This is a genomic window from Rhizobium sp. C104, assembly GCF_022354505.1.
GTDB classification, from domain to species: domain Bacteria; phylum Pseudomonadota; class Alphaproteobacteria; order Rhizobiales; family Rhizobiaceae; genus Rhizobium; species Rhizobium redzepovicii.
Genome location: NZ_CP092348.1, coordinates 1,502,440 through 1,528,392, shown reverse-complemented (window position 1 = coordinate 1,528,392; position 25,953 = coordinate 1,502,440). Strand labels below are relative to the sequence as shown.

General features: G+C 61.9%; 25 protein-coding genes, 1 tRNA gene and 3 pseudogenes. 19 read left to right on the top strand and 10 right to left on the bottom strand.

Translation table 11 applies throughout. The features are described 5' to 3' along the window. The first annotated feature begins 58 nt into the window (after positions 1–58). The 5 genes from MF410_RS08670 (at position 59) to hflX (ending at position 6,366) form a co-directional block, all read left to right on the top strand. A complete protein-coding gene (locus MF410_RS08670) occupies positions 59–2,326 on the top strand; it encodes a PAS domain-containing sensor histidine kinase (RefSeq protein ID WP_097625392.1) in 2,268 nt (755 codons plus the stop codon). Further along, positions 2,316–3,680, top strand: coding sequence for a sigma-54 dependent transcriptional regulator (locus MF410_RS08665; RefSeq protein WP_097625393.1), 1,365 nt, complete (start codon positions 2,316–2,318; stop codon positions 3,678–3,680). Before MF410_RS08670 ends, MF410_RS08665 begins: the two co-directional genes overlap by 11 nt. A gap of 65 nt (positions 3,681–3,745) precedes the next feature. Next, a complete protein-coding gene (locus MF410_RS08660) occupies positions 3,746–4,609 on the top strand; it encodes a D-amino-acid transaminase (RefSeq protein ID WP_097625394.1) in 864 nt (287 codons plus the stop codon). Between the two features lie 111 nt (positions 4,610–4,720). Continuing rightward, positions 4,721–4,963 (top strand): RNA chaperone Hfq, encoded by a 243-nt coding sequence (gene hfq / locus MF410_RS08655; protein ID WP_003539403.1) that lies wholly within the window; start codon positions 4,721–4,723, stop codon positions 4,961–4,963. 77 nt (positions 4,964–5,040) lie between these two features. Then, positions 5,041–6,366: a GTPase HflX gene (gene hflX / locus MF410_RS08650; protein ID WP_097625395.1), complete on the top strand. Its 1,326-nt coding sequence runs from the start codon at positions 5,041–5,043 to the stop codon at positions 6,364–6,366. A gap of 194 nt (positions 6,367–6,560) precedes the next feature. On the opposite strand, the gene mazG is transcribed toward hflX, so the two are convergent. Then, positions 6,561–7,406 carry a nucleoside triphosphate pyrophosphohydrolase gene (gene mazG / locus MF410_RS08645; protein ID WP_097625396.1) on the bottom strand — a complete coding sequence of 282 codons (846 nt, stop codon included), beginning with the start codon at positions 7,404–7,406 and terminating at the stop codon, positions 6,561–6,563. 22 nt (positions 7,407–7,428) lie between these two features. Continuing rightward, positions 7,429–8,016, bottom strand: coding sequence for a nucleoside deaminase (locus MF410_RS08640; RefSeq protein WP_097625397.1), 588 nt, complete (start codon positions 8,014–8,016; stop codon positions 7,429–7,431). A 267-nt stretch (positions 8,017–8,283) separates the two neighbouring features. On the opposite strand from MF410_RS08640, the pseudogene cysG reads away from it, so the two are divergent. From cysG to MF410_RS08615, 5 genes and pseudogenes are all read left to right on the top strand, one after another. Then, positions 8,284–9,719 (top strand): annotated as a pseudogene (gene cysG, locus MF410_RS08635) (siroheme synthase CysG). A 2-nt stretch (positions 9,720–9,721) separates the two neighbouring features. Next, positions 9,722–10,036 (top strand): DUF2849 domain-containing protein, encoded by a 315-nt coding sequence (locus tag MF410_RS08630; protein WP_064838392.1) that lies wholly within the window; start codon positions 9,722–9,724, stop codon positions 10,034–10,036. An 8-nt stretch (positions 10,037–10,044) separates the two neighbouring features. Further along, complete coding sequence (locus tag MF410_RS08625) at positions 10,045–11,715, top strand: nitrite/sulfite reductase (RefSeq protein ID WP_097625398.1); 1,671 nt, start codon at positions 10,045–10,047, stop codon at positions 11,713–11,715. 10 nt (positions 11,716–11,725) lie between these two features. Then, positions 11,726–12,238 (top strand): DUF934 domain-containing protein, encoded by a 513-nt coding sequence (locus MF410_RS08620; protein WP_097625468.1) that lies wholly within the window; start codon positions 11,726–11,728, stop codon positions 12,236–12,238. A gap of 38 nt (positions 12,239–12,276) precedes the next feature. Continuing rightward, positions 12,277–13,488, top strand: coding sequence for a UbiH/UbiF family hydroxylase (locus tag MF410_RS08615; protein WP_097625399.1), 1,212 nt, complete (start codon positions 12,277–12,279; stop codon positions 13,486–13,488). Here the strand turns inward: MF410_RS08615 and MF410_RS08610 are convergent. From MF410_RS08610 to MF410_RS08595, 4 genes and pseudogenes are all read right to left on the bottom strand, one after another. Next, positions 13,456–14,418: an AEC family transporter gene (locus MF410_RS08610; protein WP_097625400.1), complete on the bottom strand. Its 963-nt coding sequence runs from the start codon at positions 14,416–14,418 to the stop codon at positions 13,456–13,458. The genes MF410_RS08615 and MF410_RS08610 overlap by 33 nt on opposite strands. A gap of 187 nt (positions 14,419–14,605) precedes the next feature. Further along, positions 14,606–15,542 (bottom strand): annotated as a pseudogene (locus MF410_RS08605) (MBL fold metallo-hydrolase). A gap of 190 nt (positions 15,543–15,732) precedes the next feature. Next, positions 15,733–16,482 carry a cytochrome c biogenesis CcdA family protein gene (locus MF410_RS08600; protein ID WP_097625401.1) on the bottom strand — a complete coding sequence of 250 codons (750 nt, stop codon included), beginning with the start codon at positions 16,480–16,482 and terminating at the stop codon, positions 15,733–15,735. Between the two features lie 158 nt (positions 16,483–16,640). Beyond that, on the bottom strand, positions 16,641–17,522 hold the full coding sequence (locus MF410_RS08595; RefSeq protein WP_239620319.1) for an AraC family transcriptional regulator: 882 nt from the start codon (positions 17,520–17,522) through the stop codon (positions 16,641–16,643). A gap of 278 nt (positions 17,523–17,800) precedes the next feature. Here MF410_RS08595 and MF410_RS08590 point away from each other — a divergent pair. Next, positions 17,801–17,876: transfer RNA gene (locus MF410_RS08590), tRNA-Lys, on the top strand. A 141-nt stretch (positions 17,877–18,017) separates the two neighbouring features. Here MF410_RS08590 and MF410_RS08585 read toward each other — a convergent pair. Then, a complete protein-coding gene (locus tag MF410_RS08585) occupies positions 18,018–18,245 on the bottom strand; it encodes a hypothetical protein (protein ID WP_131710885.1) in 228 nt (75 codons plus the stop codon). Positions 18,246–18,396: 151 nt separating this feature from the next. Between MF410_RS08585 and MF410_RS08580 the strand changes: the two genes are divergently transcribed. Together MF410_RS08580 and MF410_RS08575 are read left to right on the top strand one after the other, a co-directional pair. Next, positions 18,397–18,600, top strand: a complete 204-nt coding sequence (locus tag MF410_RS08580) for a CsbD family protein (RefSeq protein ID WP_097625404.1) — start codon at positions 18,397–18,399, stop codon at positions 18,598–18,600. Positions 18,601–18,778: 178 nt separating this feature from the next. After that, entirely contained in the window at positions 18,779–18,949 is a 171-nt protein-coding gene (locus MF410_RS08575; protein WP_165503887.1) for a hypothetical protein, read from the top strand. Positions 18,950–19,253: 304 nt separating this feature from the next. On the opposite strand, the gene MF410_RS08570 is transcribed toward MF410_RS08575, so the two are convergent. Beyond that, positions 19,254–19,712, bottom strand: coding sequence for a DUF3237 domain-containing protein (locus MF410_RS08570; RefSeq protein WP_097625405.1), 459 nt, complete (start codon positions 19,710–19,712; stop codon positions 19,254–19,256). Between the two features lie 107 nt (positions 19,713–19,819). Between MF410_RS08570 and MF410_RS08565 the strand changes: the two genes are divergently transcribed. Both MF410_RS08565 and MF410_RS08560 read left to right on the top strand, forming a co-directional pair. After that, complete coding sequence (locus MF410_RS08565) at positions 19,820–20,677, top strand: LysR family transcriptional regulator (protein WP_239620414.1); 858 nt, start codon at positions 19,820–19,822, stop codon at positions 20,675–20,677. Between the two features lie 116 nt (positions 20,678–20,793). Next, positions 20,794–22,287: an FAD-dependent monooxygenase gene (locus tag MF410_RS08560; RefSeq protein ID WP_097625406.1), complete on the top strand. Its 1,494-nt coding sequence runs from the start codon at positions 20,794–20,796 to the stop codon at positions 22,285–22,287. A gap of 706 nt (positions 22,288–22,993) precedes the next feature. Here the strand turns inward: MF410_RS08560 and MF410_RS08555 are convergent. Further along, entirely contained in the window at positions 22,994–23,176 is a 183-nt protein-coding gene (locus MF410_RS08555; RefSeq protein ID WP_097625407.1) for a hypothetical protein, read from the bottom strand. A gap of 309 nt (positions 23,177–23,485) precedes the next feature. Here MF410_RS08555 and MF410_RS08550 point away from each other — a divergent pair, with 309 nt between their 5' ends. Further along, positions 23,486–23,779, top strand: coding sequence for a DUF982 domain-containing protein (locus tag MF410_RS08550; RefSeq protein WP_097612589.1), 294 nt, complete (start codon positions 23,486–23,488; stop codon positions 23,777–23,779). 153 nt (positions 23,780–23,932) lie between these two features. Here MF410_RS08550 and MF410_RS08545 read toward each other — a convergent pair. After that, positions 23,933–24,761 (bottom strand): annotated as a pseudogene (locus MF410_RS08545) (nickel-binding protein). Between the two features lie 387 nt (positions 24,762–25,148). Between MF410_RS08545 and MF410_RS08540 the strand changes: the two are divergent. The 3 genes from MF410_RS08540 (at position 25,149) to MF410_RS08530 (ending at position 25,944) form a co-directional block, all read left to right on the top strand. Next, positions 25,149–25,406 (top strand): DUF982 domain-containing protein, encoded by a 258-nt coding sequence (locus tag MF410_RS08540; RefSeq protein ID WP_003586584.1) that lies wholly within the window; start codon positions 25,149–25,151, stop codon positions 25,404–25,406. Positions 25,407–25,507: 101 nt separating this feature from the next. Further along, complete coding sequence (locus MF410_RS08535; RefSeq protein WP_010069037.1) at positions 25,508–25,678, top strand: hypothetical protein; 171 nt, start codon at positions 25,508–25,510, stop codon at positions 25,676–25,678. Further along, entirely contained in the window at positions 25,678–25,944 is a 267-nt protein-coding gene (locus MF410_RS08530) for a hypothetical protein (RefSeq protein WP_097625409.1), read from the top strand. Before MF410_RS08535 ends, MF410_RS08530 begins: the two co-directional genes overlap by 1 nt. Positions 25,945–25,953: the final 9 nt, after the last annotated feature.

The following is a 25,953-nucleotide window of genomic DNA, read 5'->3' as shown; positions in this document are numbered from 1 at the left end:
CGTTCTTTGGTTTCGATCGGATGGCGCGGGCGGCGGGTGCCGTCTGAAGAGAGGCCGAATGACGCAGGATGGGGTATCGCCGGCGGCGGGCGAGGCGGTGACTACGGTGACCGATCGCCGCGCCCTTTTCGCCGTGCCCGGCCTGGTACTTGCCGGCGGCGCGCTTCTCTGCGCCACCGCGACACTGTTCGTGCTGCTCGGCCTCACGCCGATCGCGCCGACGTCGCATGTCGTCATCACCTCGGTCATCGTCAATTCCTTCTTCGTCCTGACGCTGCTGGCGCTGATCGCCCGTGAGGTGGCAAGGCTGCTCAAGGCGCGCACCCGCGGCCGGGCGGCTGCACGCCTGCATATCCGCATCGTCGTGCTCTTCTCGATCGTCGCGATCACGCCGGCGATCCTCGTTGCCATCTTTGCCAGCATCACGCTGAATGCCGGCCTCGACCGCTGGTTTGCGCTGCGCACCCAGTCGATCGTCAGCTCGTCGCGCAATATCGGCCAGGCCTATATGATGGAAAACGCCAGCTACCTGCAGGGGCAGACGGTTTCCATGGCCAACGACCTGGAGCGCAACCGCGCGCTCTACAGTCTGGATAGAACGGGCTTTGCCGACTTGATGACGCGCCAGGCGAGGGGTCGCGGCCTGCTCGGCTCCTTCCTCGTCGAGCGCGACGGCTCGGTCGTCGTCCAGGCCGACATCACCACTGAAAAACCGTTGCCGGCAATCCCGCAGGACGCGCTGGAGAAGGCCGCGGCCGGCCAGCCGACGCTCATTCCGCCAGGCGTCACCAACCTCGTCGGCGCCATCATCAAGCTCGATGCCATCCCGGGCACCTTCCTCTATACGGTGCGCGCCGTTGATCCCAAGGTCATGGGCGCCATGCGCATGATGGAGGAGAACGCCACCGAATATCGGTCGATGGAAGCCAATCGCTTCTCGCTGCAGATCGCCTTCGCGGTGCTTTATATCGGCTTCGCGCTGATCGTGCTGCTCGCGGCGATCTGGACCGCGATTGCCGTTGCCGACCGCATCGTCCGGCCGATCCGGCTGTTGATCACCGCAGCCGATAGCGTCGCATCGGGCAATATGGACATCGTCGTGCCGGTGCACGCCGTCGATGGCGACGTCGCCAATCTGTCGCGCACATTCAACAAGATGATCTCGGAAATCCGTACCCAGCGCGACGAGATCCTCGAAGCCAAGGACGAGGTCGACGACCGCCGCCGTTTCATCGAGGCGGTGCTGTCCGGCGTCACCGCCGCCGTCATCGGCGTCGAGCAGGACCGCCGTATCGCCATTGTGAACAGTTCGGCCGAGACGCTGATGTCGCTGTCGGCCGATCAGATGCTCGGCAAGCAGCTGGCCGATATCGCGCCTGAGGTCGATCACGTGCTGACCGAAGCGGCGTCGCGTCATCGCGGCGATTTCCGCAAGCAGATCGCGTTGGTGCGCGGCGGCACGGTGCGCACACTGAGCGTGCAGGTCACCCGCGAAGAAGTGCGCGATATGAGCGAATCCTATGTGATCACGCTCGACGACATCACCGACCTCGTCATCGCCCAGCGCTCGACCGCCTGGGGCGACGTGGCACGGCGCATCGCCCATGAGATCAAGAACCCGCTGACCCCGATCCAGCTTTCCGCCGAGCGCATCCAGCGCCGTTACGGCAAGCAGATCGACCCGAACGACCGGACCGTCTTCGATCAGTGCACCGATACGATCATCCGCCAGGTCGGTGATATCGGCCGCATGGTCGACGAATTCTCCGCCTTTGCCCGCATGCCGAAGCCGACCAAGGAGCCGAGCGACCTGCGCGATATCCTGCGCGACGCGATCTTCTTGCGTGAGATGGGCAACCATCACGTCACCTTCGAGCAGGATTTCGGCGACCAGCCGCTGGAGGGCCTGTTCGACAGCCGCATGCTCGGCCAGGCCTTCGGAAATCTCATCAAGAATGCTGTGGAATCGATCGAGGCGGTGCCGAGCGACGAGCGGGACGAACGCAAAATTCTCGTGCGCGCCGCACTCGATGCCGACCGCGACCGCTTCACCGTCGACGTGATCGACAATGGCCGCGGGCTGCCGGTGGAGAACCGCCACAGCATTCTGGAACCCTATATGACGATGCGCGAGAAGGGCACCGGCCTCGGCCTCGCCATCGTCAAGAAGATCATCGAGGAACATGGCGGGCAGCTCGAGCTGCATGATGCGCCCGCCGATTTTGACCGGGGAAGAGGGGCCATGATCCGCGTGCATCTGCCACGCCTGGATCCGACGCCTGCTGCCCCCGCAGCCAATGACAAGGAAAGCGTTTATGGCCTCTGATATTCTCGTCGTCGACGATGAGCATGATATTCGCGAGATCGTTTCCGGCATTCTCTCCGACGAAGGGCACGAGACGCGCACCGCCCATGACAGCGACAGCGCGCTGGCGGCAATTTCCGATCGCGTACCGCGGCTGATCTTCCTCGATATCTGGATGCAGGGCAGCAAGCTCGATGGTCTGTCGCTACTCGACGAGATCAAGACCCGCCATCCGGAATTGCCCGTCGTGATGATATCAGGCCATGGCAACATCGAGACCGCCGTCTCGGCGATCAAGCGCGGCGCCTTCGATTTCATCGAGAAGCCTTTCAAGGCCGACCGGCTGATCCTGATCGCCGAACGGGCGTTGGAGAATTCCAAGCTGAAGCGCGAGGTTTCTGAGCTGAAACGCCGCACCGGCGACGCATTGGAGCTGATCGGCACCTCGGTCGCCGTGTCGCAGCTGCGCCAGACGATCGAGAAGGTCTCGCCGACCAACAGCCGCATCATGATCCTCGGCGCATCCGGCTCCGGCAAGGAGCTGGTGGCGCGGATGATCCACAAGAAGTCGACGCGCGCCAACGGCCCCTTCGTGGCGATCAACGCCGCCAACATCACGCCGGATCGCATGGAGGTGGCGCTGTTCGGCACCGAGGGCACACCCGGCCAGGCCCGCAAGATCGGCGCGCTCGAGGAAGCCCATCGCGGCATCCTCTATCTCGACGAAGTCGGCGAGATGCCGCGCGAAACGCAGAACAAGATCCTGCGCGTGCTGGTCGATCAGCAGTTCGAGCGCGTCGGCGGCTCCAAGCGCGTCAAGGTCGACGTCCGCATCATCTCCTCTACCGCCTATAATCTCGAAAGCCGCATCACTGAGGGATGGTTCCGCGAGGATCTCTATCATCGCCTCGCCGTCGTGCCGGTGCGCGTGCCGGCGCTGGCCGAACGGCGCGAGGATATTCCCTTCCTCGTCGATCAGCTGATGCGCCAGATTTCCGAGCAGGCCGGCATCCGTCCGCGCCGCATCGGCGACGACGCCATGGCGGTGCTGCAGGCCCATGACTGGCCGGGCAATATCCGCCAGCTGCGCAACAATATCGAGCGGCTGATGATCCTTGCCCGCACCGACGGACCGGATGCGCCGATCACCGCCGACATGCTACCGACCGATCTCGGCGACATGCTGCCGAAGGTGTCCGCCAAGAACGACTATCACATCATGACGCTGCCGCTGCGCGAAGCCCGCGAGATGTTCGAGAAGGACTATCTGATCGCCCAGATTAACCGCTTCGGCGGCAATATCTCGCGCACTGCCGAGTTCGTCGGCATGGAGCGGTCGGCACTGCACCGCAAGCTGAAGTCGCTCGGCGTCTGATCTTTCCGGCGCGGGCATTGCCGCGCCACATTCCCTCTATCGCTTTCTGCAAGACCGGGTTTCCCATGCCGAGAATTGCTTATGTGAATGGCCGTTACGTCAAGCATTCCGATGCCAGCGTGCATATCGAGGATCGCGGTTACCAGTTCGCCGACGGCGTCTACGAGGTCTGCGAGGTCCGCCATGGCTATATCGTCGATCTCACCCGCCATCTGAACCGTCTCGACCGGTCGCTGGGTGAGCTCAGCATCGCCTGGCCGATGGGCCGGGCCGCGCTGACACAGGTCATCCGCGAGACACTGCGCCGCAACCATGTCCGCAACGGGCTTTTCTATATGCAGGTAACGCGCGGCGTCGCGCGGCGCGATCATGTCTTCCCGGCCAAGGGGACGCCGCCGTCGCTTGTCATCACCGCCAAGAGCACCGATCCCAAAATCATCGCCGCCAAGAACGCCAATGGCATCAAGGCGATCACGCTCGCCGACAACCGCTGGGACCGCGTCGATATCAAGTCCGTCGGCCTGCTGCCCAATGCCATGGCCCGCCAGCAGGCCAAGGAGGTCGGCGCCCAGGAGGCCATCTATGTCGATGGCCACGGCATGGTGAAGGAAGGAGCGGCGACCAATGTCTGGATCGTCGATTCCGAGGGAATGCTGGTGACGCGGCCGGCCGAACACGGCATCCTGCGCGGCATTACCCGCACCACCTTAATAGATGTCGCAGCCAAGCTCGGCCTTGAAATCGCCGAGCGGAATTTCTCGGTTGCCGAGATGCTCGCGGCTCGCGAGGTCTTCCTCACCGCAGCCACAAGTATTTGTTTTCCGGTCGTTTCCGTCAATGACCAGACGATCGCCAACGGTCATCCGGGCAGCGTTTCGCAGAAAGTCCGCGAAGCCTTTTTCGACGTTGCGGAAAAGATTGCGATTTGATACCAAGATTTGCTGGACGGGTGGAATGAGGGTGCCACCGGTCTTTCATGGTGAGATTGATTGATACTCCACCGGCCAGCTCAGGTCGGCAATAAAGAAAGAAGCGGCGCGATGGCGGAACGTTCTCAGAATCTTCAGGATCTATTTCTTAATACTGTTCGCAAGCAAAAGATTTCCCTGACAATCTTTTTGATCAACGGCGTGAAACTCACGGGCGTTGTTACGTCTTTTGACAATTTCTGTGTTCTTCTTCGCCGTGACGGCCATTCGCAGCTCGTGTATAAGCATGCGATCTCGACGATCATGCCGGGCCAGCCCATGCAGATGTTCGAGAGCGAAGAAGCAGCGTCCTAACAGGATCAGCCGTCATTTCGACACGCGATACCAAGAACGATTCGATCATCCCTGAGGCCGCCAAGCACAGGGACGACATGCGCGCGACCGTCGTCGTGCCGGTTCTGAAATCGCGCAGCCGCGGCGGTCAGACCGAATCGGCCTCGACCCGCACGCCGGAAAGCCGCCTCGAAGAGGCGACGGGCCTTGCCCAGGCGATCGACCTCGACGTCGTCAGCGGCTCGATCGTGCCGGTCAATGACCCGCGACCGGCGACATTGCTCGGCACCGGCAAGATCGAGGAAATCAAGGCGCTGCTCGATGAGCGCGATTCCGGTCTCGTAATCGTCGATCACCCGTTGACACCGGTGCAGCAGCGCAATCTCGAGAAGGAATGGAACGCCAAGGTCATCGACCGGACGGGCCTCATTCTCGAAATCTTCGGCCGCCGCGCCTCCACCAAGGAGGGCACGCTGCAGGTTGATCTCGCCCATCTGAATTATCAGAAGGGCCGGCTGGTCAGAAGCTGGACCCACCTTGAACGCCAGCGCGGCGGCGGCGGCTTCATGGGCGGCCCCGGCGAAACCCAGATCGAAGCCGACCGGCGGTTGCTTCAGGACCGCATCATCAAGCTCGAACGCGAGCTGGAGCAGGTCGTGCGCACCCGCCAGCTCCACCGTGCCAAGCGCCGCAAGGTGCCGCACCCGATCGTGGCGCTCGTCGGCTATACCAATGCCGGCAAGTCGACCCTGTTCAACCGCATCACCGGCGCCGGCGTGCTGGCCGAAGACATGCTCTTTGCCACGCTCGACCCGACGCTGCGCCGGATGAAGCTGCCGCACGGCCGCACCGTCATCCTGTCCGACACCGTCGGTTTCATCTCCGACCTGCCGACCCATCTGGTAGCCGCCTTCCGGGCGACGCTGGAAGAGGTGCTGGAAGCCGATCTCATCCTGCATGTCCGGGATATGTCCGATCCCGACAATCAGGCCCAAAGCTCCGACGTGATGCGCATCCTTGGTGATCTTGGCATCGACGAGGCCGAAGCGGCGAAGCGGCTGATCGAGGTCTGGAACAAGATCGACCGGCTGGAGCCAGAGGTGCACGACACCATGGTGCAGAAATCAACAGGCGCCAGCAATGTCGTAGCCGTCTCAGCCGTCAGCGGCGAGGGCGTCGACACGCTGATGGACGAGATCAGCCGCCGGCTTTCCGGCGTCATGACCGAAACCACAGTCCGCCTTCCCGTCGATAAGCTGGCGCTGCTGCCCTGGCTCTACGACCACGCGATCGTCGACGGCCGCGAGGACAATGAAGACGGCTCGATCACGCTCGATCTGCGCCTCTCCGAAACCGAAGCGACCGAACTCGAACGCCGCATCGGCAGTGGGCCGAAGGCTTCGAAGGAAGATTGGGAGCGGTAAGGCACCTATTCTCTCTGGGCTCCAGCCACTGAATCGTTCGCGCTCAAGGACTTGGAAGGCGCCAAACTCACCCTCCCTCATTCCTGTGCCTGTCACAGGAATCCAGCCACCGCGCGTCTGCGCGGTGAATCACTCTTTTCAAAGCAAGTGAATATCCCGTGTCAGATGGGCCGAGAGGCGATGCCGCCGAGTGCTCACTCAGTGCCCGAGATCACAGCCCGCTCAATCGCCTTCGCCGCCTGCCAGATCTCCTCCATCCGCTCCAGGCTGGCCGCTTCCAGTGTCTCGCCTGCTGCATCAAGAACATTCTCGATGTGATTGAAACGACGACGGAATTTCATATTCGTTCCGCGCAGCGACTGTTCTGGATCGGCCTTCACATGCCGGCCGATATTGACCACCGCAAAGATCAGGTCGCCGAGTTCGTCGCTGACTTTTGCCCGATCACCGTCTCTCAGCGCCACCCGCAGCTCATCAATCTCTTCCTCGATCTTGTCGAGGATCGGCTCGGGCGCCGACCAGTCGAAACCGACCTTGGCGGCGCGTTCCTGCAGCTTCAGCGCTTCCGTCAAAGCCGGAAAGCTGCGCTGCACCGATCCCAGGAAGCCGCCCTTGAAATCTTCGGTGATCCCGCGCCTTGCCCGGCGCTCGGCGCGATCGCGTTTTTCCGCCTGCTTGATTTCGTCCCACTGAATCTTCACCGCGTCCGGCGTGTCGGCTGCCGAGCGGGCGAAGACATGCGGGTGGCGGCGGATCATCTTGGTGGTGATGGCGTTGATGACGTCGCCGAAGGAGAATTCGCCGGCCTCCTCGGCCATGCGGGCATGGAATACCACCTGCAGCAGCAGGTCGCCCAGCTCGTCGCAGAGATCGTCCATATCGCCGCGCTCGATCGCGTCGGAGACCTCATAGGCTTCCTCGATCGTATAGGGTTTGATCGTCTCAAAATTCTGCTCGATGTCCCAGGGGCAGCCGGTCTCGGGATGGCGCAATGCCGCCATGATCTCGATCAGCCGGGAAATATCTTTGGAAGGTTCCATGGTGCCTCAGTTGAGCGGGAACTCAGTTAAGGGGAATATCGTTGGCGCTCTTCGACGACTGGTAGGTCGTGGAAAGCGCGTCGTAGCGGGCCTTGATGCGCGCGGTCTGCGCCATGAGCGCGGTCTTCGGCTGAGCCTCTTCGGTCTCGACGAGATCGGCGATGGCAAAGCTATTCCAGAAGCCGTTTTGCCTGCGATAGCCGCCGGGTTCAAGTCCGAAGACCTCCTTGAGGATCTTCAGGTCGTGCGGAATGGCGAAGGCATCGCGGGAATCCTCATGGCTGAAGAAATAATAGAAATTGTCGAAGCCCGCCCAAGTGATCGCCGACATGCACATGGTGCAGGGTTCGTGCGTCGACAGGAAGATCAGATCCTTGGTCGCCGGCTTCTCGCCAAGTTCGTAGAAGCGCTTCAGCGTATGCACCTCGCCGTGCCAGAGCGGGTTCTCCAACTCGTTATTGGTCTCGGCGACGACGAGCGACAGATCGGATTTGCGCAGGATCGCCGCGCCGAACACCTTGTTGCCCAGGGAAACGCCGTGCTCGGTCAGCGGCAGGATATCGTTCTCGATGACCGAAAGCAGGCGGGCGGCGATCGTCTTGTCAGGCATTGGCGTCTCCGGTTTTCCCTCAGTCTATCGTCTTGGCGGCGCGAGCGAAATGCGCCAAACGCCGGTGGACGCCGTTTGTCACAGGCTTTATACTGCGCTGCAGCAAAGAGAGTGGGATCAGGTGGTTTTCGTCAGCACGGGTGACTTTTCTCAAATCGCCGACGACGCGAGCAAAAGAATACGCGCTTGCTGGGGCTTTCGAATTTCTGTTCCTTCAATCCCTTGTCGATCACGGGCATATTCTGGCAACTTCGAAGTGGATTGATGATGTCTCCCAAGACTGAGCAGCTTTCGGTATTTCCAGCCTTCTTTCGCGTGGAAGGCCAGAAGACGGCTGTCTTCGGCAATGGCGACGAGGCTTTCGCCAAGGTGCGGCTGCTGCTCAACACGCGGGCGCGGATCGTTGCCTATGCCGACAGGCCGGAAGCCGATTATCACGCCTTCCTGATTGCCAACCGCATCGAGACCGTACGCGCCGGCTTTTCCGCCGAGCAGGTCGCGGATTCGGCACTGGTTTTCGCCGCCACCGGCGATGAAGCCGAGGATCGCGAGATCGTCGATGCCGCCCGCGCCGCCCGAATTCCGGCCAATGCCGTCGATCAGCCCGATTACTGCGATTTCTTCACCCCGGCGCTGGTCAATCGCGCCCCGGTCGCTGTAGCGATCGGCACCGAAGGGGCAGGGCCGGTTCTGGCGCAGATGATCCGGGCGCAGATCGATCAGCTTCTTTCCCCTCGCTCGGGCGGCTTGCTGCACTCGCAACGAGCTACCGCAAAGTCGTCGAACAACTGGTGCCACGCGGCGTTTCCCGCCGCGTCTTCTGGCGCCGCTTCTTCTCAGGCGCTGTGGCCGATGCGGTCGCCAACGGCAACCTGCCGCAGGCCCGTCATGCCGCCGACCGGCTGCTAAGGTCTATCGACAAGGTCGCCGGCCATATCTGGCTGGTTGGCGCCGGCCCAGGCGCCGAGGATCTGCTGACGCTGCGCGCCCAGCGGGTCATGATGGAAGCCGATGTCATCGTCTTTGACGCGCTCGTGCCGCAGGCGATCGTCGATATGGGCCGCCGCGACGCCGAGCGGCTTTCCGTCGGCAAGCGCAAGGGCTGCCATTCGAAATCGCAGGAAGAGATCAACGAGCTTCTGGTCGAGCTCGGCCGCCAGGGAAAGCGCGTCGTCCGCCTCAAGTCGGGCGATCCGTTGGTCTATGGCCGGGCAGGCGAAGAGATGGCCGCATTGCGCGCTGCCGGCATCACCTATGAGGTCGTGCCCGGCATCACCTCGGCTTTCGCCGCTGCTGCCGATTTCGAGCTGCCGCTGACGCTACGCGGCGTTGCCTCCTCGCTCGTCTTCACCACGGGCCATGATCTCACCGGCGACGTGCTACCCGATTGGGCAAGCCTTGCTGTCTCGGGCGCGACGATCGCCGTCTATATGGGCCGCACGGTTGCCGCCTCGGTCGCCGAGCGGCTGATGCAGGCCGGCATTCCCTCCGAGACCACAGTCGCCGTTATCGAAAATGCCAGCCGCGCGGAGCGCCGTCTGCTGCATGGCACGCTTGCCGATCTTCCCGATCTGCAGCACCGTGACGAGTTGACGGGACCAGTCATGGTCATTATCGGCGATGCGGTTGCCGGCGCCAATTTCGAACTGTCCGAGCCGCTGGTGCGTGCGAACGCCCGGCTCGAGGAACTTGCAAGGAGCTGAATATGGTAGACAAGGTTCTGACGGCCAACCGGCTGACGGACGGCATTGCCGTCTGGCTGGATGCGAACGGGAAATGGTCCACCTCGCTGCAGGAGGCGCTTGTCGCCCGTCATAACGAAGCCGTCGAAGCGCTGGAGGCGATCGGCAAGAAGTCCTATGCCGACAACGAGGTGGTTGACGTCGCCGTCGTCGACGTTCAGGAAACTGACGGTATTCTCTGGCCGCTTCGCCTTCGTGAGCGCATCCGTGCGCAAGGTCCGACCATGGAATATGCACCGGGCTACGCTCCGGCCGATCCCGAATTCATTGCAGTCTGAGGAAGACGATGTACCGTTACGACGAATTTGACCATGCCTTTGTCAGCGAGCGTGTCGAGCAGTTCCGCGACCAGGTTCAGCGCCGCCTTGCCGGCGAGCTTGCCGAGGATGCGTTCAAGCCGCTGCGCCTGATGAACGGCGTCTACCTGCAGCTTCATGCCTATATGCTGCGCATCGCCATTCCCTATGGCACGCTGAGCGCGCGCCAGATGCGTATGCTCGCCCATATCGCCCGCACCTATGACCGCGGTTATGGCCATTTCACCACGCGCCAGAACCTGCAGTTCAACTGGCCGAAGCTGTCGGAAATCCCCGATGCGCTCGCCGATCTTGCCAGCGTCGAGATGCATGCGCTGCAGACCTCGGGCAACTGCATTAGAAACGTGACCGCCGATCACTTCGCCGGTGCAGCCGCCGACGAGATTGCCGATCCCAGGCCTTATGCCGAAATCCTCCGCCAGTGGTCGTCGGTCCATCCGGAATTCTCCTTCCTGCCGCGCAAGTTCAAGATCGCCGTCACCGGCGCCGAGCGCGATCGCGCCGCCATCCAGGTCCATGATATCGGCTTGCACCTGAAGAAGAACGACAAGGGCGAGATCGGCTTTGCCGTCTATGTGGGCGGGGGCCAGGGCCGCACGCCGATGATCGCCAAGCTGATCCGCGACTTCCTGTCCGAGGAGGATCTGCTCTCCTACACCACGGCAATCGTGCGCGTGTACAATCTGCATGGCCGCCGCGACAACAAATACAAGGCCCGCATCAAGATCCTGGTGCACGAAACCGGCGCCGAGGAATTGACGCGCCAGGTGGAGGCCGAATTCGCCTCGCTCAGGGATAGTGAGCTGAAACTGCCGGAACAGGATGTCGAGGCGATCACCAGCTATTTCGCGCTGCCTGACCTGCCTCAGCGCGCCGAGGGCTGGGAAAACCTCGCCCGCTGGAAGAAGGCCGATCCGGCTTTCGCCCGCTGGGTCCAGCAGAATGTGCAGCCGCACAAGAACCCCGATTACGGCATGGTGACGATTTCGCTGAAGCCGATCGGCGGTATTCCGGGCGATGCCACCGACGCGCAGATGGATGCGATCGCCGATCTCGCCGTGGAATATGCCTTCGACGAAATCCGCGTCAGCCACGAGCAGAACCTGATCCTGCCGCATGTGGCGCTGGCCGATCTCGAAGCCGTCTATCGCGGTCTCGTCGCTATCGATCTGGCGGAAGCCAATGCCGGCCTGATCACAGATATCATTGCCTGTCCGGGGCTGGACTACTGTGCGCTCGCCAATGCGCGCTCCATTCCGCTGGCGCAGGAAATCTCCCGCCGCTTCGGCAGCGCCGAACGCCAGGCCGAGATCGGCGAGCTGAAGATCAAGATCTCCGGCTGCATCAATGCCTGCGGCCATCACCATGTCGGCCATATCGGCCTGCTCGGTGTGGAGAAGAAGGGCGCCGAACTCTACCAGATCACGCTTGGCGGCTCCGGCGACGAACATACCTCGATCGGTGAAATCATCGGCCGCGGCTTCGAGCCGGACCGGGTGACGGACGCGATCGAGACGATCGTCGACACCTATCTCGGCCTGCGCCTCGATCCGTCCGAAATCTTCCTTGCTGCCTATCGCCGCGTCGGACCGCAGCCTTTCAAGACCGCGCTCTATGGCGCCGCCGCGGAAGCGGCGTAAGGAGGCGATGATGACGAAGATCTGGAGAGAGACCGGTTTTGTCGAGAACGATCCCTGGGTGATCGAGACCGATGAGGTGAAGGCGAGCGGGCAGCAGAAGCCGCTGCTCGGCCTCGACGAACTGATCGCCAAGGCCGACGAAAGCAATGATGTCGGCCTCGGCGTGCTGATCAAGCCGGCCGACGACGTGCGCCGGCTAGAGCCCTATCTATCCCGCCTCGACATCGTTGCCGTCGCCTTTCCGGCGTTCAACGACGGCCGCGCCTTCAGCCATGCCTCGCTGCTGCGCCAGCGTCTCGGCTATACCAACGAGCTGCGCGCCGTCGGCGACGTGCTGATCGATCAGGTGCCGCTGATGCAGCGCGTCGGCATCGACAGTTTTGCTGTCAGCAATGCCACGGCGCTGAAGCGGCTTTCCGAAAACCGTCTTCCCGCCATTCCCCATCATTATCAGCCGGCGGTGCGTGACGCCGAAGCCGGCAAGGGCTATAGTTGGCGCCGTCAGGCGAAGCCGGCCGCATAAGCGGCCGCTCCGTCTTTTCACGATGACGGAACGGTAGCATGAAGACATTCGAAGTGGCGGTGATCGGCGGCGGCCTCGCCGGTATGATCGCGGCAATCGCGCTCGCCCGCGGCGGCCGCAGCGTGGCGCTGGTGGCGCCCGTTGCCGCAAAGGAGGACCGGCGCACCACGGCGCTGATGGATCAGTCGATCCGCTTTCTCGATCGGCTGGCGCTCTGGGACAAGCTCCGCCCGGCGACGGCACCTCTTGCCAGCATGCGCATCATCGACGGCACCGACCGGCTGCTGCGCGCGCCGACCACCACCTTCCGCGCCGCCGAAGTGGGCCTCGATGCCTTCGGCTATAATTTCCCCAACAAGGCGCTGACCGCGATCCTCGAACAGGCCACGGCCGACGAGGGCAATATCACCCGCTTCACCGATATGGCCGAATCGATCGAGATCTCGGCCGAGAAAGTGTCGATCGCACTAGCCGGCGGCGAGACGCTTTTCGCCGATTTTGCCGTCGGCGCCGATGGTCGCGGCTCGAAACTGCGCGAGACGGCCGGGATCGGCGTGCGCAAGTGGTCTTATCCGCAATCGGCCATGGTGCTGAATTTCGCCCATTCCCTGCCGCACCAGAACATCTCGAGCGAATTCCACACCAAACACGGCCCCTTCACCCAGGTGCCGCTGCCGGGGAGCCGCTCGAGCCTCGTCTGGGTGCAGGATCCGGCTGAGGCGGCCGCCCGCATGGAATTGCCGGTTGTCGAACTCGGCCGGCTTGTCGAGGCGCAGATGCAGTCCATGCTCGGCAAAGTCGATGTGGAGGAGGGCGTCCAGCTCTGGCAGCTGTCGGGCATGATGGCGCATCGTTTCGGCAAGGGACGCATCGCGCTGATCGGCGAGGCCGCCCATGTCTTCCCGCCGATCGGGGCGCAGGGGCTGAACCTCAGCCTGCGCGATATCATGGCGCTGACCGACATCCTTTGCGACAGGGCGGAATTGCCGGTGCCAGCCGATGCCGGCGAAAGTTTCGACCACAAGCGCCGTGCCGACATCATGACGCGCACGGCAAGCGTCGATCTTCTCAACCGCTCGCTGCTCTCGGATTTCCTGCCGGTGCAGATGCTACGGGCCGCCGGCCTGCATATCCTCTCGGCCATTCCGCCGCTGCGCAGCATCGTGATGCGCGAAGGCATCGAGCCCGGCCGGGGCTTCCGCGATATTCCCGATGCGCTACGGGAAAAGCTGAAGCGGAAGAAGGCCTGAGCGGATCGCGATCAGCCACAGCGAAACCGTCGCCACTGAAAGCACCGTCGTGATCAGGATCGTCGCCGAGGCGCGCTCCTGCCACACGCCATATTGCTGGCCGATGACGAAGACATTGGTCGCCGTCGGCAGCGAGGCGAGCAGCACCGCGGCCTGGATCCACACCGGCTCGAAACCGCCGACGGCAGTCAGCGCCAGGAACACCACGATCGGATGTAGGATCAGCTTAGCCGGCACGATATATGAGATTTCGGCCGGGATGCGCTTCAGCGGCCGCAGCGCCAGCGTCACGCCCATGGCAAACAGAGCGCAGGGCGCGGCCGCCTGGGCGAGGTAATCCACCAGGCGCTGAAACGCCAGCGGCTGGTCGAGATGCAGGGCGGCGACCGCAAAACCTGCCGCCGTCGACAGGATGAAGGGATGCAGCGCCACCTTGCGGGCGATATCGGCGACAAGCCGTCCGGCGGAACGCCTGTCGTCGCCGGCCGCCGCCATCAGCGCCGGCGCCACGATGAAATGCAGCGCGTTCTCGAAACAGATGATCAGCGCCACCGGCACGGCGGCACCTTCACCGAGCGCCAGCAGCGCCAGACCAGGCCCCATATAACCGATGTTGCCATAGGCGCCGGCAAAGGACTGGATGGTGCAGTCGGCAAGCGAATTGCGGCGCACGAGGCGGCCGATGACGAACAGCAGCGTGAACACCGCATAGGTCGCGGCGATATCGGTGACGATGAAATCGATGCGCGTCAGCTCTTCGATCGGCGTGCGCGAGACGAGCTTGAAAAACAAGGCGGGCAGGGCGGCATAGATGATGAAGGTGTTCAGCCATCCCAGCGCTTCGGCCGGCTGCTTCGTCGCCTTGGCGGCGGCATAGCCGATGAGGATCAGGCCGAAGAACGGCAGGAGCAGGCTGAGGATATCGGCCAAGAGGTCTTCCAGTGCGCGGGGATCGGCGGGTCAGGATCTGACTTAAGCAATTCCAGCGAAACTGTGTAGCGGTTTGGTCTCGGGAGTTGTGCAAAACAAATCGATAGAGCGTTTTCGTCATTCGAGGGAAAGACGGAAACGCTCTACAGGCGGGGCGCCTTTTGTTGCAGACCTGACCAGAGAGCGGTCAGTAATCCCAGAAGACCGGCACCCAGCGGAAGGTTTCGCCCTCAACCGCCACATGGCAGACGGAGGGGAAGGGCAGGTGGGTGGCCACCAGTAGTTCGCCGGTCGCCGCCAGTTCCCGCAGGAGAGCGACCCGGACGCGCGCCGCTTCCTCGGGGTCATGCTCGAAGCCGTTATGCCAGTCAGGCTGGTCGAAGCCGACGGCGAACACCGCGTCGCCGGCGAAGGTCAGCCGGTCGCCGCCGGAGGCCAGGCGAACCACGCTGTGCCCGGGGGTGTGGCCGCCGGTGCGGCGGGCGACGACGCCTGGCGCCACTTCGCACTCGTCATCGAATAGCCGCAGGTGGCTGCGGTACTCGTTCACGAACCGTTTGGCGGTCGCCCGAAGCGCATCCGGGAAGCCCGGCGGCATGCGGGTCCGGGAGAAATCGGGCGCTTCCCAGAACTTCACCTCGGCCGCCGCCAGGTGGATCCTGAGGTCGGGGCGCAGCCGCTCCTTCACCCCGTCCACGAGAAGCCCGCCGATGTGGTCCATGTGCAAGTGGGTCAACACCACATCGGTCACGGATGCAAGATCGACGCCGGCATCCTCCAGTCGTTTGATCAACTGCCCGGCCCGCGGCAAGTGCAGGTCCGGGTCGAGGCCGAGCCCGGCATCGAGAAGTATGGTCTGCCCGCCGCTGCGCGCCACCACCACGTTTAGTGGCCAATCCAGCGAGTTCTTGCGGCAGGAACATGTGGTTCAGCCAGGCTTCACGCACCGCAGGCTCGGCATTGTGCGCCAACATCGTGGTGGGGAGCGGCAGCACTCCATCGCTGATCACCAGCACCTCGATCTCGCCGATCTGCACTGCGTAGCGCGAGGGAACCAGTTCACCGGGCCCTGGTCCACCGGGATGTGAGGTGTCTTCCAGGCTCATATTTGTCGCGAGGCTCATGTTTGTCTACTTCTGACCGCCGCTTAAACACGGCATCGACGACGCTACATCGAGGCGTGTTTTCGATCGATTGGGTCGAAGGTAAGGGCGGATGGGTCGAGGGAGAGGGCGGCCTATACCACGGCATAGGTCCTGTCATGCAGGGTACCGGCGTCGGACAACCGGCGCGGATCGACCGACCGGGCGCGCTTCAGCCGATCTGCATCAGGATCGGGAAGGTCTGCTGAAACCAGATCGCCACATCGCTGACCCACCCGAACAGGAAGGCGAGGCCGGTCAGCACGAGGAAGACGCCCATCACCTTTTCCACCGTGCCGAGATGGCGGCGGAAGCGCGACAGGAAGCGCATGAAGGCACCGGAAAAGCCGGCGGCGATCCAGAAGGGGATGGCAAGGCCGAGCGAATAGACGGCGAGCAGCCCGGCCCCGGAGCCGACCGTCTCGCGCGAGGCGGCGACGCCGAGGATCGCGCCGAGCACCGGGCCGATGCAGGGTGTCCAGCCGAAGGCGAAGGCAAGGCCCATGATATAGGCCCCCGTCAACGTCGCCGGCTTGCCGCCACCCTGAAAGCGCGCCTCGCGGGCCAGGATGCCGATTCGGAAAAGGCCGAGGAAATTCAGCCCCATGACGATGATGATCAGACCGCCGAGCTTCGACAACAGGTCGAGATGCTGGCGAAGCGCCATGCCAATGCTGGAGGCGCCGGCGCCAAGCGCCACGAAGACGGTGGCAAAACCGAGCGTGAAGAGCAGAGCGGAAAACAACACGCCGCGTCGGACGTCCGGCGAGACGGCAACCGCACCGCCGCCGCGGAACTGCTCGACTGAAATGCCGGCCATATAGCAGAGATAGGGTGGGACGAGGGGAAGCACGCAGGGCGACAGAAAGGAAAGCGCCCCGGCAATCAGCGCGCTCCACAGGGAAATATCGGCAATCGACACGCATTCTCTCCGGCTGCAATCTGCATGATGTTCCTAGCTTTGCAGGCCGTGGATTGCCAATCACCTTTTTGCGTTTGGCGAGCCCTGAGCCGCAAATGGGGGGATAGCGGCCTGTCCGTATCTTGCGATCAGAAGCGACAGGCCGCCACCAGAGAGCGCTATTTCAGCGGCAGAAACAATCCCGCAACCGCCTCATGCTCCGGCACCTCCGGAAAGAAGCTCAGCCGCTGGCAATAGATCGGGAAATCGCGAGTTTCTTCGCCGCTCAGCGGAAGCCAGTCGCGATAGAGATAGAGCGCGGCGGGCTCCAGATTATCGGTGTTGCCGACGACGCGCAGCACGGCGCAGCGTCCGCCGGGGATCTCGCCGGCCTTGATCTCATCGCCGTTCGCCGCGATCGGCTGATCGGTCCCGACACAAAGGTCCACGCTATAATCTGCAGGCGAGGCGGGACGCCGCTCGGAACGCCAGACGTTGAAGGTCGGATTTGTCCTGGGGTGCAGGCCTGCGGCCGTGCGCCAGACGATGAACCGTTGGATGGTGGCGCCGAGCGTCGTCGGGTCGCCCCGATGCTCGATGATCGCCACCGGCGTCGGCGGCACATATCGAATCGTCACGTCGTCAGTGGTAAAATTCTTCTGCATGCGCTTGCTCCTAGCGTTATTGAGAGGCCCGAAGGCCGCAAGCCACGGCTCCCATTCGGGAGACTTCCGGAACGACGAAGGCGATTGCCCGAACCGTTGCCGAAAGGCGCGGGCGAAGGCATCCGGTGCGTCGTAACCGGCATCCATCGCTATCTCGGTGACGCTTTGCGCATCCCTGTAGGCCAGCCGGTGCGAAGCGCGCTTCATCCGGGCAAGCTGGACATAGCGATGCACAGACAGACCGAAGGTCGCCGTGAACTGCCGGTGGAGGTGAAACTTCGAGAATGCCGCAACGCCGCTCACCGTTTCCAGGTCCAGATCGTCGTCCAGGTGGCGGTCTATGTAGTCAAGCACCCGCTGCATCCGGGCATGGTAGTTTTGAAGCGCCGCCTTCATCCGTCTGTTCTCCGTGGCAGCATCAACTAAGCGCAGGCCGGCCTGATGCGCTCGACCGATCTTGCGGTTTTCTCACGGGTCGCAGAGCATCGCCAAGGATTCGATGACAAGCTCACCGCCGATTTTCTCGTCATGTGCCTTGCGTCCGCAAGGATGTGCCTTGCGTCCGCAAGAAATGTGCCGACTGCCGGAAAAAGCTGAATTTTTCGGTTGACCGCAATGGGTCGCCTGCCTATGTTCCGCCCACTTCCAGCCGGGGTGCTTCACCCGCGGAGAGGGAGAGCGTAGCTCAGCCGGTAGAGCAACTGACTTTTAATCAGTAGGTCTCGGGTTCGAACCCCGACGCTCTCACCATAAAATCAATTAGATACTGGTGTTGCGTGCGGCTTTTGCGACGACCGCAAAGTCGCACGGTCGGTCTAATTGGTCGACCGATTCATGGCGCTGCTGGTCGCCTGGTTCAACCGTGCGGGGTGGGACACACATAGCCGGTGGTCATGAATATCCGCCAAAAGCCAATAGAAGCACGCCAACCGCAATCACAGCCAGGGCCGGCCAATTTTGCGATACGCCCAGGAACCTGAGGCCCTGGTGCCGCGGTTCCAGTGTGCTGCCGCCTTGCGGCATCTGGCGCGAGTCACTCGGCCTTCGGCTGAGCGTCGACCGAAAGAGAAAAAGAAGTCCTCCAATTATGAGAGCCGCACCGATCAGGATTGCCCACATCGTCGCCTCCGCTACGGACAAGGGTGCACGTTAAACTGGATCTGGATCTGATTGTTCCCGGGTGACTGCATCTTTCGGGTTGTCCATTTATGGATCGGAACACTTAACCTCCATCCCCGTTCTTCTATTCCAACGATAGGAGGAAATACCCATGGATTGGAACCGTGTTGAAGGTAACTGGAAGCAGATGAAGGGCAAGGTAAAGGAGCAGTGGGGTAAGCTCACTGACGATGACCTTGACGTTATCGCTGGCAAGCGCGATCAGCTCGAAGGCAAGATCCAGGAGCGCTACGGTTACGAAAAAGACCGTGCGAAGAGAGACATAGACGACTGGTACGGCCGCCAGCCCTGGTAATCAGAGAGACATCGCCTATCTCAAGCCGCCGGCATTCGCCGGCGGCTTGTGCGCGCCGGTCGCGCCTTCGATGAAGCGCAACCTGGCATGTGAGAAAAGCGATCATCGACAGACCTCCATTCTCGGAACCAGAAGCGCGCGCAGTGAATTTGAGCACTGAGCAATCCTGGAGATCCCAATGGACAAGACACCGAAAACAGCCATCCGCGGAATGATGTTGTACGTACTCGCCCTTCTCGTCTTGGGCGTTCTGGCGGGCGCCGCCTACACGATTTATGGCCATCCCGCCGATCCGTCCGAGCGACCAGCGGCTGAGACGATTCCGCAAAAAACCGCGGCTCCGCATTGAGGCACATCACACCAACTATTTGATTGATCGCCCCTCGAGAACAAACGGTGGCCGGGAGAGTGCCTGCCACACGGGCTTCCAACCCGGTCTGGTCGTGTTGAAAAGTCCGGGTTCCACGGCAAGAAGGCAGCAAGCGGCAAGCAACATGGCTTTGGAAAGCAGGGCAGAAACCCCTGTCGCAAGTCGTTCCAACCAGTAGGGTCTTTATTTATAGGGAGAATTACCTGCGACACGGAATCAGCCTCCGCTGAAAGAAGCCGTTGCGGCTTGATGTTTACCCATCGCCGATGGCCTAGGAGCACATCTAGAGAATTTCAAATACGTCATACTCAACGCCGCCCGGACACCGTCCGCCCTGCGCAACCGCGACGATTTGGTTGAGCCACGCGTGCCGTGGCGCGGCCGTCTCGAACCAGGGAGTTGTCCGCAGATAATATTCGGAGGCGTCGACCGCTTCGCCGCGTGCCAGACGCTCATCAACGGCCGCGGTGGAGCGCCTGATGCCGCGATAGGTCATCAAGATCAGATCGCCGTCATCGGCGACGAGCAGGAGCCTGACATCCTGCTGAAACGTGCCGTCTGCGCGCGCAAGCAGCAGATCGGAGCCAATCAGCGGCGACACCTCGCCCTTCAGGCGCTCGCCCTCAAAATATCCACCGGAAACGGAAAATATGCGGCGGCCTCCGGCCGGCGTCTGGCCGAGCTCCAGGGCCGGCTGAAGTGTCATGAAAAGTCTGAATAAGGGCCGAGATTGCAGGGTCATGTCAGATCGCCTATCGTTGACTTCAACCCTAGCCGCAAGCGCTCTGTCGCCAAAACGCGCTTTGCTTGTGAGCATCACAAGAAAAACTCATGAAAAGCGAAGAGATTATGCGGCCGCCGTTGGAGTCCTTGCGAATTCTGGAAGCGTGCGTTTCTGTCGGCAGCTTTGCCCGCGCGGCAGAGCGTTTATGCCTTACCCCAGCGGCAGTCAGCCTGCGTATCCGTACGTTGGAGGCCGACCTTGGCCAGTCGCTGTTCCAGCGCGCCGGGCGCCGCGTTGTCCCGACGGCTGCTGCCACTGTTCTGGCGGGCCGAATTCGGACGTCATTGGATGGCATTGCCGGCGCGCTTGATGAGTTCCAGGCGGCCATGCCGCCGCTCCGGCTGACAGCGCCTCCGACATTCGCCTCGCGTTGGCTCGCACCCCGGCTGTCACGATATCACTCAGGAGGAACATCACCGATCGAGGTCGATGTCTCCGCCGATATTCGCGATCCCAGCGCATTTGACGTCGCCATACGGACAGGGCGTGGCGGATGGGAAGGGCTTGACGAGTATCGGCTCGCGCCGGTTGAGGCAACTCCGATGCTGGCGCCCTCTCTGCTTGGAACAAGAACCCTGAATAGGCCGAATGAGCTGGCCGATTTCGAGCTTTTGCCGCACCCGGATTGGGATGCCTGGTTCAGGGGCGCTCAATGCGAGACGCCGCCGGCTCTGCGGTTCGTGATGGTCGACTATCCCACGCACGAACTGGATGCCAGTGCGGCGGTGGCAGGTGTCGGCGTGGCGCTGTTGTCGCCGTCCTTGTTTCGACCGCTTTTGGAAAAGGGACTGCTGATCGCACCCTTTCAATATGTGTTGACCGGGCCGGCCTGGCATTTCGCGTTGATGCGCGCCGACAACTCCCGTCTCGCGCCCAGGCAACTCTGCGCATGGCTTTGTGAGCGGGCTCACGAGCCAGCCTGATAGGGAACAACCTGCGACAGGCAAAACCGACAACAGGCCAGCCCGATCGGTTTGGCTTCCCGGTAGCACCTGAACTCCTATATCGCGCCTGGACATCCAAACCGAGGAGTTTGCGGATGAGAGAACATGCTGTCGTGATTGCCGGAGGAGGGCCGACGGGGCTGATGCTGGCGGGCGAATTGGCCCTGGTAGGTGTCGACGTCGCGATCGTCGAACGCCGGCCGAACCAGGAAATCGTCGGTTCGCGTGCCGGCGGTCTCAGCGCGCGCACGCTTGAGGTTCTCGATCAGCGCGGCGTGGTCGACCGGTTCCTCGCGGAAGGGCAGATCGCCCAGGTTACCGGGTTTGCGGTCACGCGGCTCGATATCAGCGATTTTCCGACCCGGCACAATTACGGGCTGGCGCTGCGGCAGAAGCATATCGAGCGCATTCTGGCCGGATGGGTCGGCGAACTGCCGGTGACGATCTATCGTGGCTGCGAGTTGACCGGATTCGTACAGGACGACACCGGCGTCACCGTCGAACTTTCCGATGATTTCAAGCTCAGGGCAGGCTACCTCGTCGGCTGCGATGGCGGCCGCAGCCTGGTTCGCAAGATCGCCGGCATTGAATTTCCGGGATGGGATGCGACCACCAGCAATATTCTCGCTGAGGCCGAGATGGAGGTGGAGCCGCCGCTCGGCGTCCATCGCACAGTGCTCGGCCTGCACGCCTTCGGCCGCGAGGAATATGAAATTCGCGACGGCAAGGTCGTCTTTGCCAGCGAAGGCCCGGTCAATGTCATGGTGACGGAAAAGAGTGCCGGCGGCACGGCCGAGCCGACGCTCAGCGATTTCAGGCAAGCCCTGATCGAAACATGCGGCACGGATTATGGAATCCATAGCCTGAGGTGGATTTCCAGGTTCACCGACATGTCGCGGCAGGCGGAGGCTTATCGCAAGGGCCGCATCTTCCTGGCCGGCGATGCCGCGCATGTGCATTCTCCAGTGGGCGGGCAGGGCCTCAACACCGGCGTGCAGGATGCCGTCAATCTCGGCTGGAAGCTGGCGCAGGTGGTGAAGGGAATATCGCCGGAAAGCTTGCTCGACAGCTATCACGCCGAGCGCCATCCGGTGGCTGCCCGCGTGCTGCGCACGACGATGGCGCAGGTCGCCTTGCAACGGACCGATGACCGCAGCGAAGCCTTGCGGGACATCGTCCTGGAACTCCTCGCCATGGACGAGCCGCGCAAAAAGATCGCCGCCGAAATGTCCGGACTGGCCATCCATTACGATCTCGGCGAGGGCCACCCGCTGCTCGGCCGCCGCATGCCCGACCTCGACCTCATCACGCCCGATGGCCCGTTGCGCGTCAATGCGCTGCTCCGAAATGCGCGGGCAGCGCTTCTGAATTTCGGCACACCCAGCAGCCTTGACATCACGCCGTGGTCGGCCCGCGTCCAGTTGGTTGAGGCCAGCTATGATGGCGCATGGGAGCTGCCGGCATTGGGCGCGGTCTCTGCCCCAGCCGCAGTGCTGATCCGGCCCGACGGCTATGTGGCGTGGGTGGGCGAGGGCAAGCCGGATGGTCTCCACGAGGCGATGACGACCTGGTTCGGACCACCTGGCTAATGCCGAAAAGATTGCGGCCTAGTCTAAGCGGCCAGCGGCATCGAACCGCAATCCGATATCGCCTCGGTCCCCGGCACGGGTTTGCCGCGGCGCTCCCATGTCCGGCGGCTGATGCCGAAAGCCTCCCAGGGGCGCGCCTGGCTGAAGGAATGGGCGAGATAGTCGGCTCTGGGAAGCGCGCCGGCGGGGGTGATGTAGCCTATCCGACAGACATTCGGTGGATTGTCGATGAAAGGGCAGCGGATCTTAGATCGACCTTGGCGGACAAGGCGCGCAAATAGGCCCAGTCACGTCAAGCCAACAGAGACAAGTCGCTCCGAAGCTTATCGATCCGTTGGCGCCAGCGGGTCCCATCTCCATCTGAATGGAGAGAAGGCCCGTCGCCACAATTTACATCGGTAAGGTCTTAAATCAGCGAAAGCCAAAGAAGCTCAAAATTGCGAGCACGATGACGACAGCGCCGACAAGCCAGATCAAATTGTTCATTGGGAACGCTCTCCTGTTTGAATTGAGCCAACCGTGACCCGCTGGCTTAACTGCCCGGCGGGGCTTGCGGTTCCCTAACCATTCCTACTGCCGTCTCGCGCTTCTCCTCGACGCAGTGATGCCACGGCTGCTCTCCCGCAAGGCGGGGCCCGGCAGCAGCTTGCTTCGGCGGTCCGGCAATCGCAGCGAGGCGCTGAACGAAGGTCTGCGGCCCAGACCTTCAATAACTGCACGAGCGGGCGTTGCCGGGTCTGAAACCACCTGCGCAAGCCGGGTTGATCGACGTGTCCCGTTGATACTGGAAATCTTCACGATCGTGCTTGCCGGGCGAGGTGCAGGAAGATGTGATCACGGACACACAAAGCAGTGCGCCGACGGCTACGAAAGTCAGAAATCGGTTCATCTGGGCTCTCCCTTGCGGAGTTGATCTTGGTCGCATTCTGCCATGCCGCTCACGAGCCTATACCAAACTTACGGCGCGATTGATCATATTTGGCTGAACACGTGTGCGATGGATCAATCAATCTAGATCTTGGTGCTTTTGAACCTAGATCGCTGACCAATTCACTCAAGATAAGCTGATCGGGCTATTCTGCCGTTATGGAAGTAGTTGCGGATGCTTTTGGCTAAAGGCAGGTGATTTTGTCTTGAATAAATCAAGGTTTTTCAGTAATATTATCCCATAAAAAAGTAATATAAATGGGAGGATACTATGGCGGAAACTCGGTTTGATCCGGTTTTGCTTCATCGTCAGCATTTCATCGCGGAGATCACATGTCTCGATGAAATCTTCGATTTTCTGGATGAATGGCCGCAGGACAAACGAGGTCTGGCATATGACACGCTGTTGAAGGCGTGCAGGGACACGGCCAGCGGCCGTTTCCCGCTGAGCGCTGCGCGCGAGAATTTCCGGCGTTTTCTGAAGATGTCGGGTGTGCTCGCCAAAGTCGAGGGCGCCCCCAAATTCGAGCAACTAATGGGGGATCGAAATATCGGGAATGCCTGATGATAGTGAGTAGGCAGGGGGCGCGCCGTCACGTCATGTGCGGCGCGTCTTGCGTTCAGGCTGCTCGGCGGCCGCCTATTCTTCGCCAGAAAGCGTCATGACACTCACTACGAGAGACAGATGTCCTCCGGTGGTCGCAGGCTCGACGGAATTTCAAGCAAGGCTGTCATTCGCCCAGTCGCAGCGGAACACCATCACAGGCTTCGAAAAGCCCTTGAGCCGCCGGCGCGAGGCGTGACCGAAGAGATCGGCGGCGCCGTATTCCCTGAAAAATATTCTCTGAGACGAGAATCTGGTCACTTGATGCGGCCGCACAGAGGCGTGCGGCGAGCTGTACGGTCGAGCCGAACAGATCGTTACTGTCCTCGACCGGCTCGCCGCAATCCAGCCCGATGCGGATATGGATCGGCTCGGTGTTTCCGCCGTTGTAAAGCTGGAATTCCTTCTGGATTGCCATGGCGCATTCGACGGCGGCAGTGGTCGCGGAAAAGGCCGCCATGATGCCGTCGCCGGTGTGCTTCACTTCGCGGCCGGAATTTTGGCCGAGGCATCGGCGCACGATCGCGTCATGGGCTCTCACCATTTCAGTCCCGATGCGGTCGCCGAGCCGCGCGGTCATCTCGGTCGATCCGACGATATCGGTAAAGAGGATTGCCCGGTGGCCGGGATCTATTTCGGCGGAGGATTGGCCAGGCGCCGGATCGGGGTCATGAATGCGGCCGAGAAACGCCTCGACAGCCGACAAAGCGACCTCAACGACCTCGCCAGCGACGAAGCCGTGCGCCTCGCGATGCACACATTGGGCGGTTTCCATGTCAGGGGCATCCACGAGACAGAAGGCGGTCCCGCGGCGCTGGTCGAACCAATAGGTCAGGAACTTGACGCCGTAGCGATCTTGGATGTCCAGATCCATGCGATGCGCCTGCGCAACGTCGGCCGCCGACGTTCCCTCGAGAAAGTGCCGATCCATGAAGATAGGCATCGCGTGTCCTCCCAGATCCGTTGCGTGCAAGCGATGGCATTCTACGATCTGGACGCTTTCGCGTCCACCTTTGGCACAATCAATGAATGAATATAAAGGCTGTTGCTTCCGGAGAATTCGATGCGTTGCTGTAAATTCTATAGAATACTCGGCAAAGGCCGGCTTTTAATGAGTAGGCTCGGCAGGAGAAGCCTGATATTTACCATAATCAGCCGTTTGATAACCAGTTGCGGGGTTCTCGACGCCGATCAGAGCACTTCAAGCGTTGCATGTTCTCAAAGCGCCTGCTGGAGGGGGCGAGGAGAATGTCCGCTCCCGCCTACCCCACGGCACGCAAATTGCATCTTTAACTCGTAAGCTCACCGAAATTGGAAAAGCTGTAGCAAAGTGAGACAGACGGCAAATTTTCGACCGGTCGGCTTGGCCTCAATGGGGCTTGGCCATTATGCCGTTATTAACTCTGTGTGGGACGCTGCGCGCACGCTGCTGCACGAGTGGCCGGTCGATGACGGCGAAGACTATTTCGAAGCCGTGAAGTCCTGCCTGGATGCGATTATCGGCGATCTCCCGCCGGAAGAGGTGCGGGCATCCTTTATCCGGGCTGCTCAGGAAGCCGGCATCGCCGTCATTGAGGCTGCGGACTGAACACCCGCCTGATCCAATCGTCCTGAACGCCAGATCCGCCCGACTTGACATTTTCGGCCGAGAGGCTAAATTAGAACAAAACAGGAACATTGGAGATGGTCATGACGCATACGGAACAAGTGATCGCCAACGCCCTAGCCCTTGTCGAAGCGTCGCGTGCGGCGCGCGAGCGCGATCAGTTGCGCCGCGCCGCCTGGCAGAGAAAGGTCGAACTCAGCCGGCCGCTGCCGCCCTTGCCGCGTCCGGTTCAATTGCCATTGGCGCTGAACTGATGCAGCCGGCAAAGATCCAGGAGCCCGATCCCATGTCGCCCAATCTGGCCTTGCCTGATCCTGCTTGGCCCGATGCTGCTTGGCCCGATCGTGCTTGGGAAGTCGAAGCCGTGCTGGCCTGGCATGACGACAATGCTAAGGCGGCGATCCGCTCGCTGCTCGACGACTGCAAACATCTCCGCCAGCAATTGGCCCTGGCGGAGCGGGCGATGAGCCGCGGAATGACCCGCGGTTGGACACCGCGATACAAGCGCGACGCCCTCTGACACGAGAGG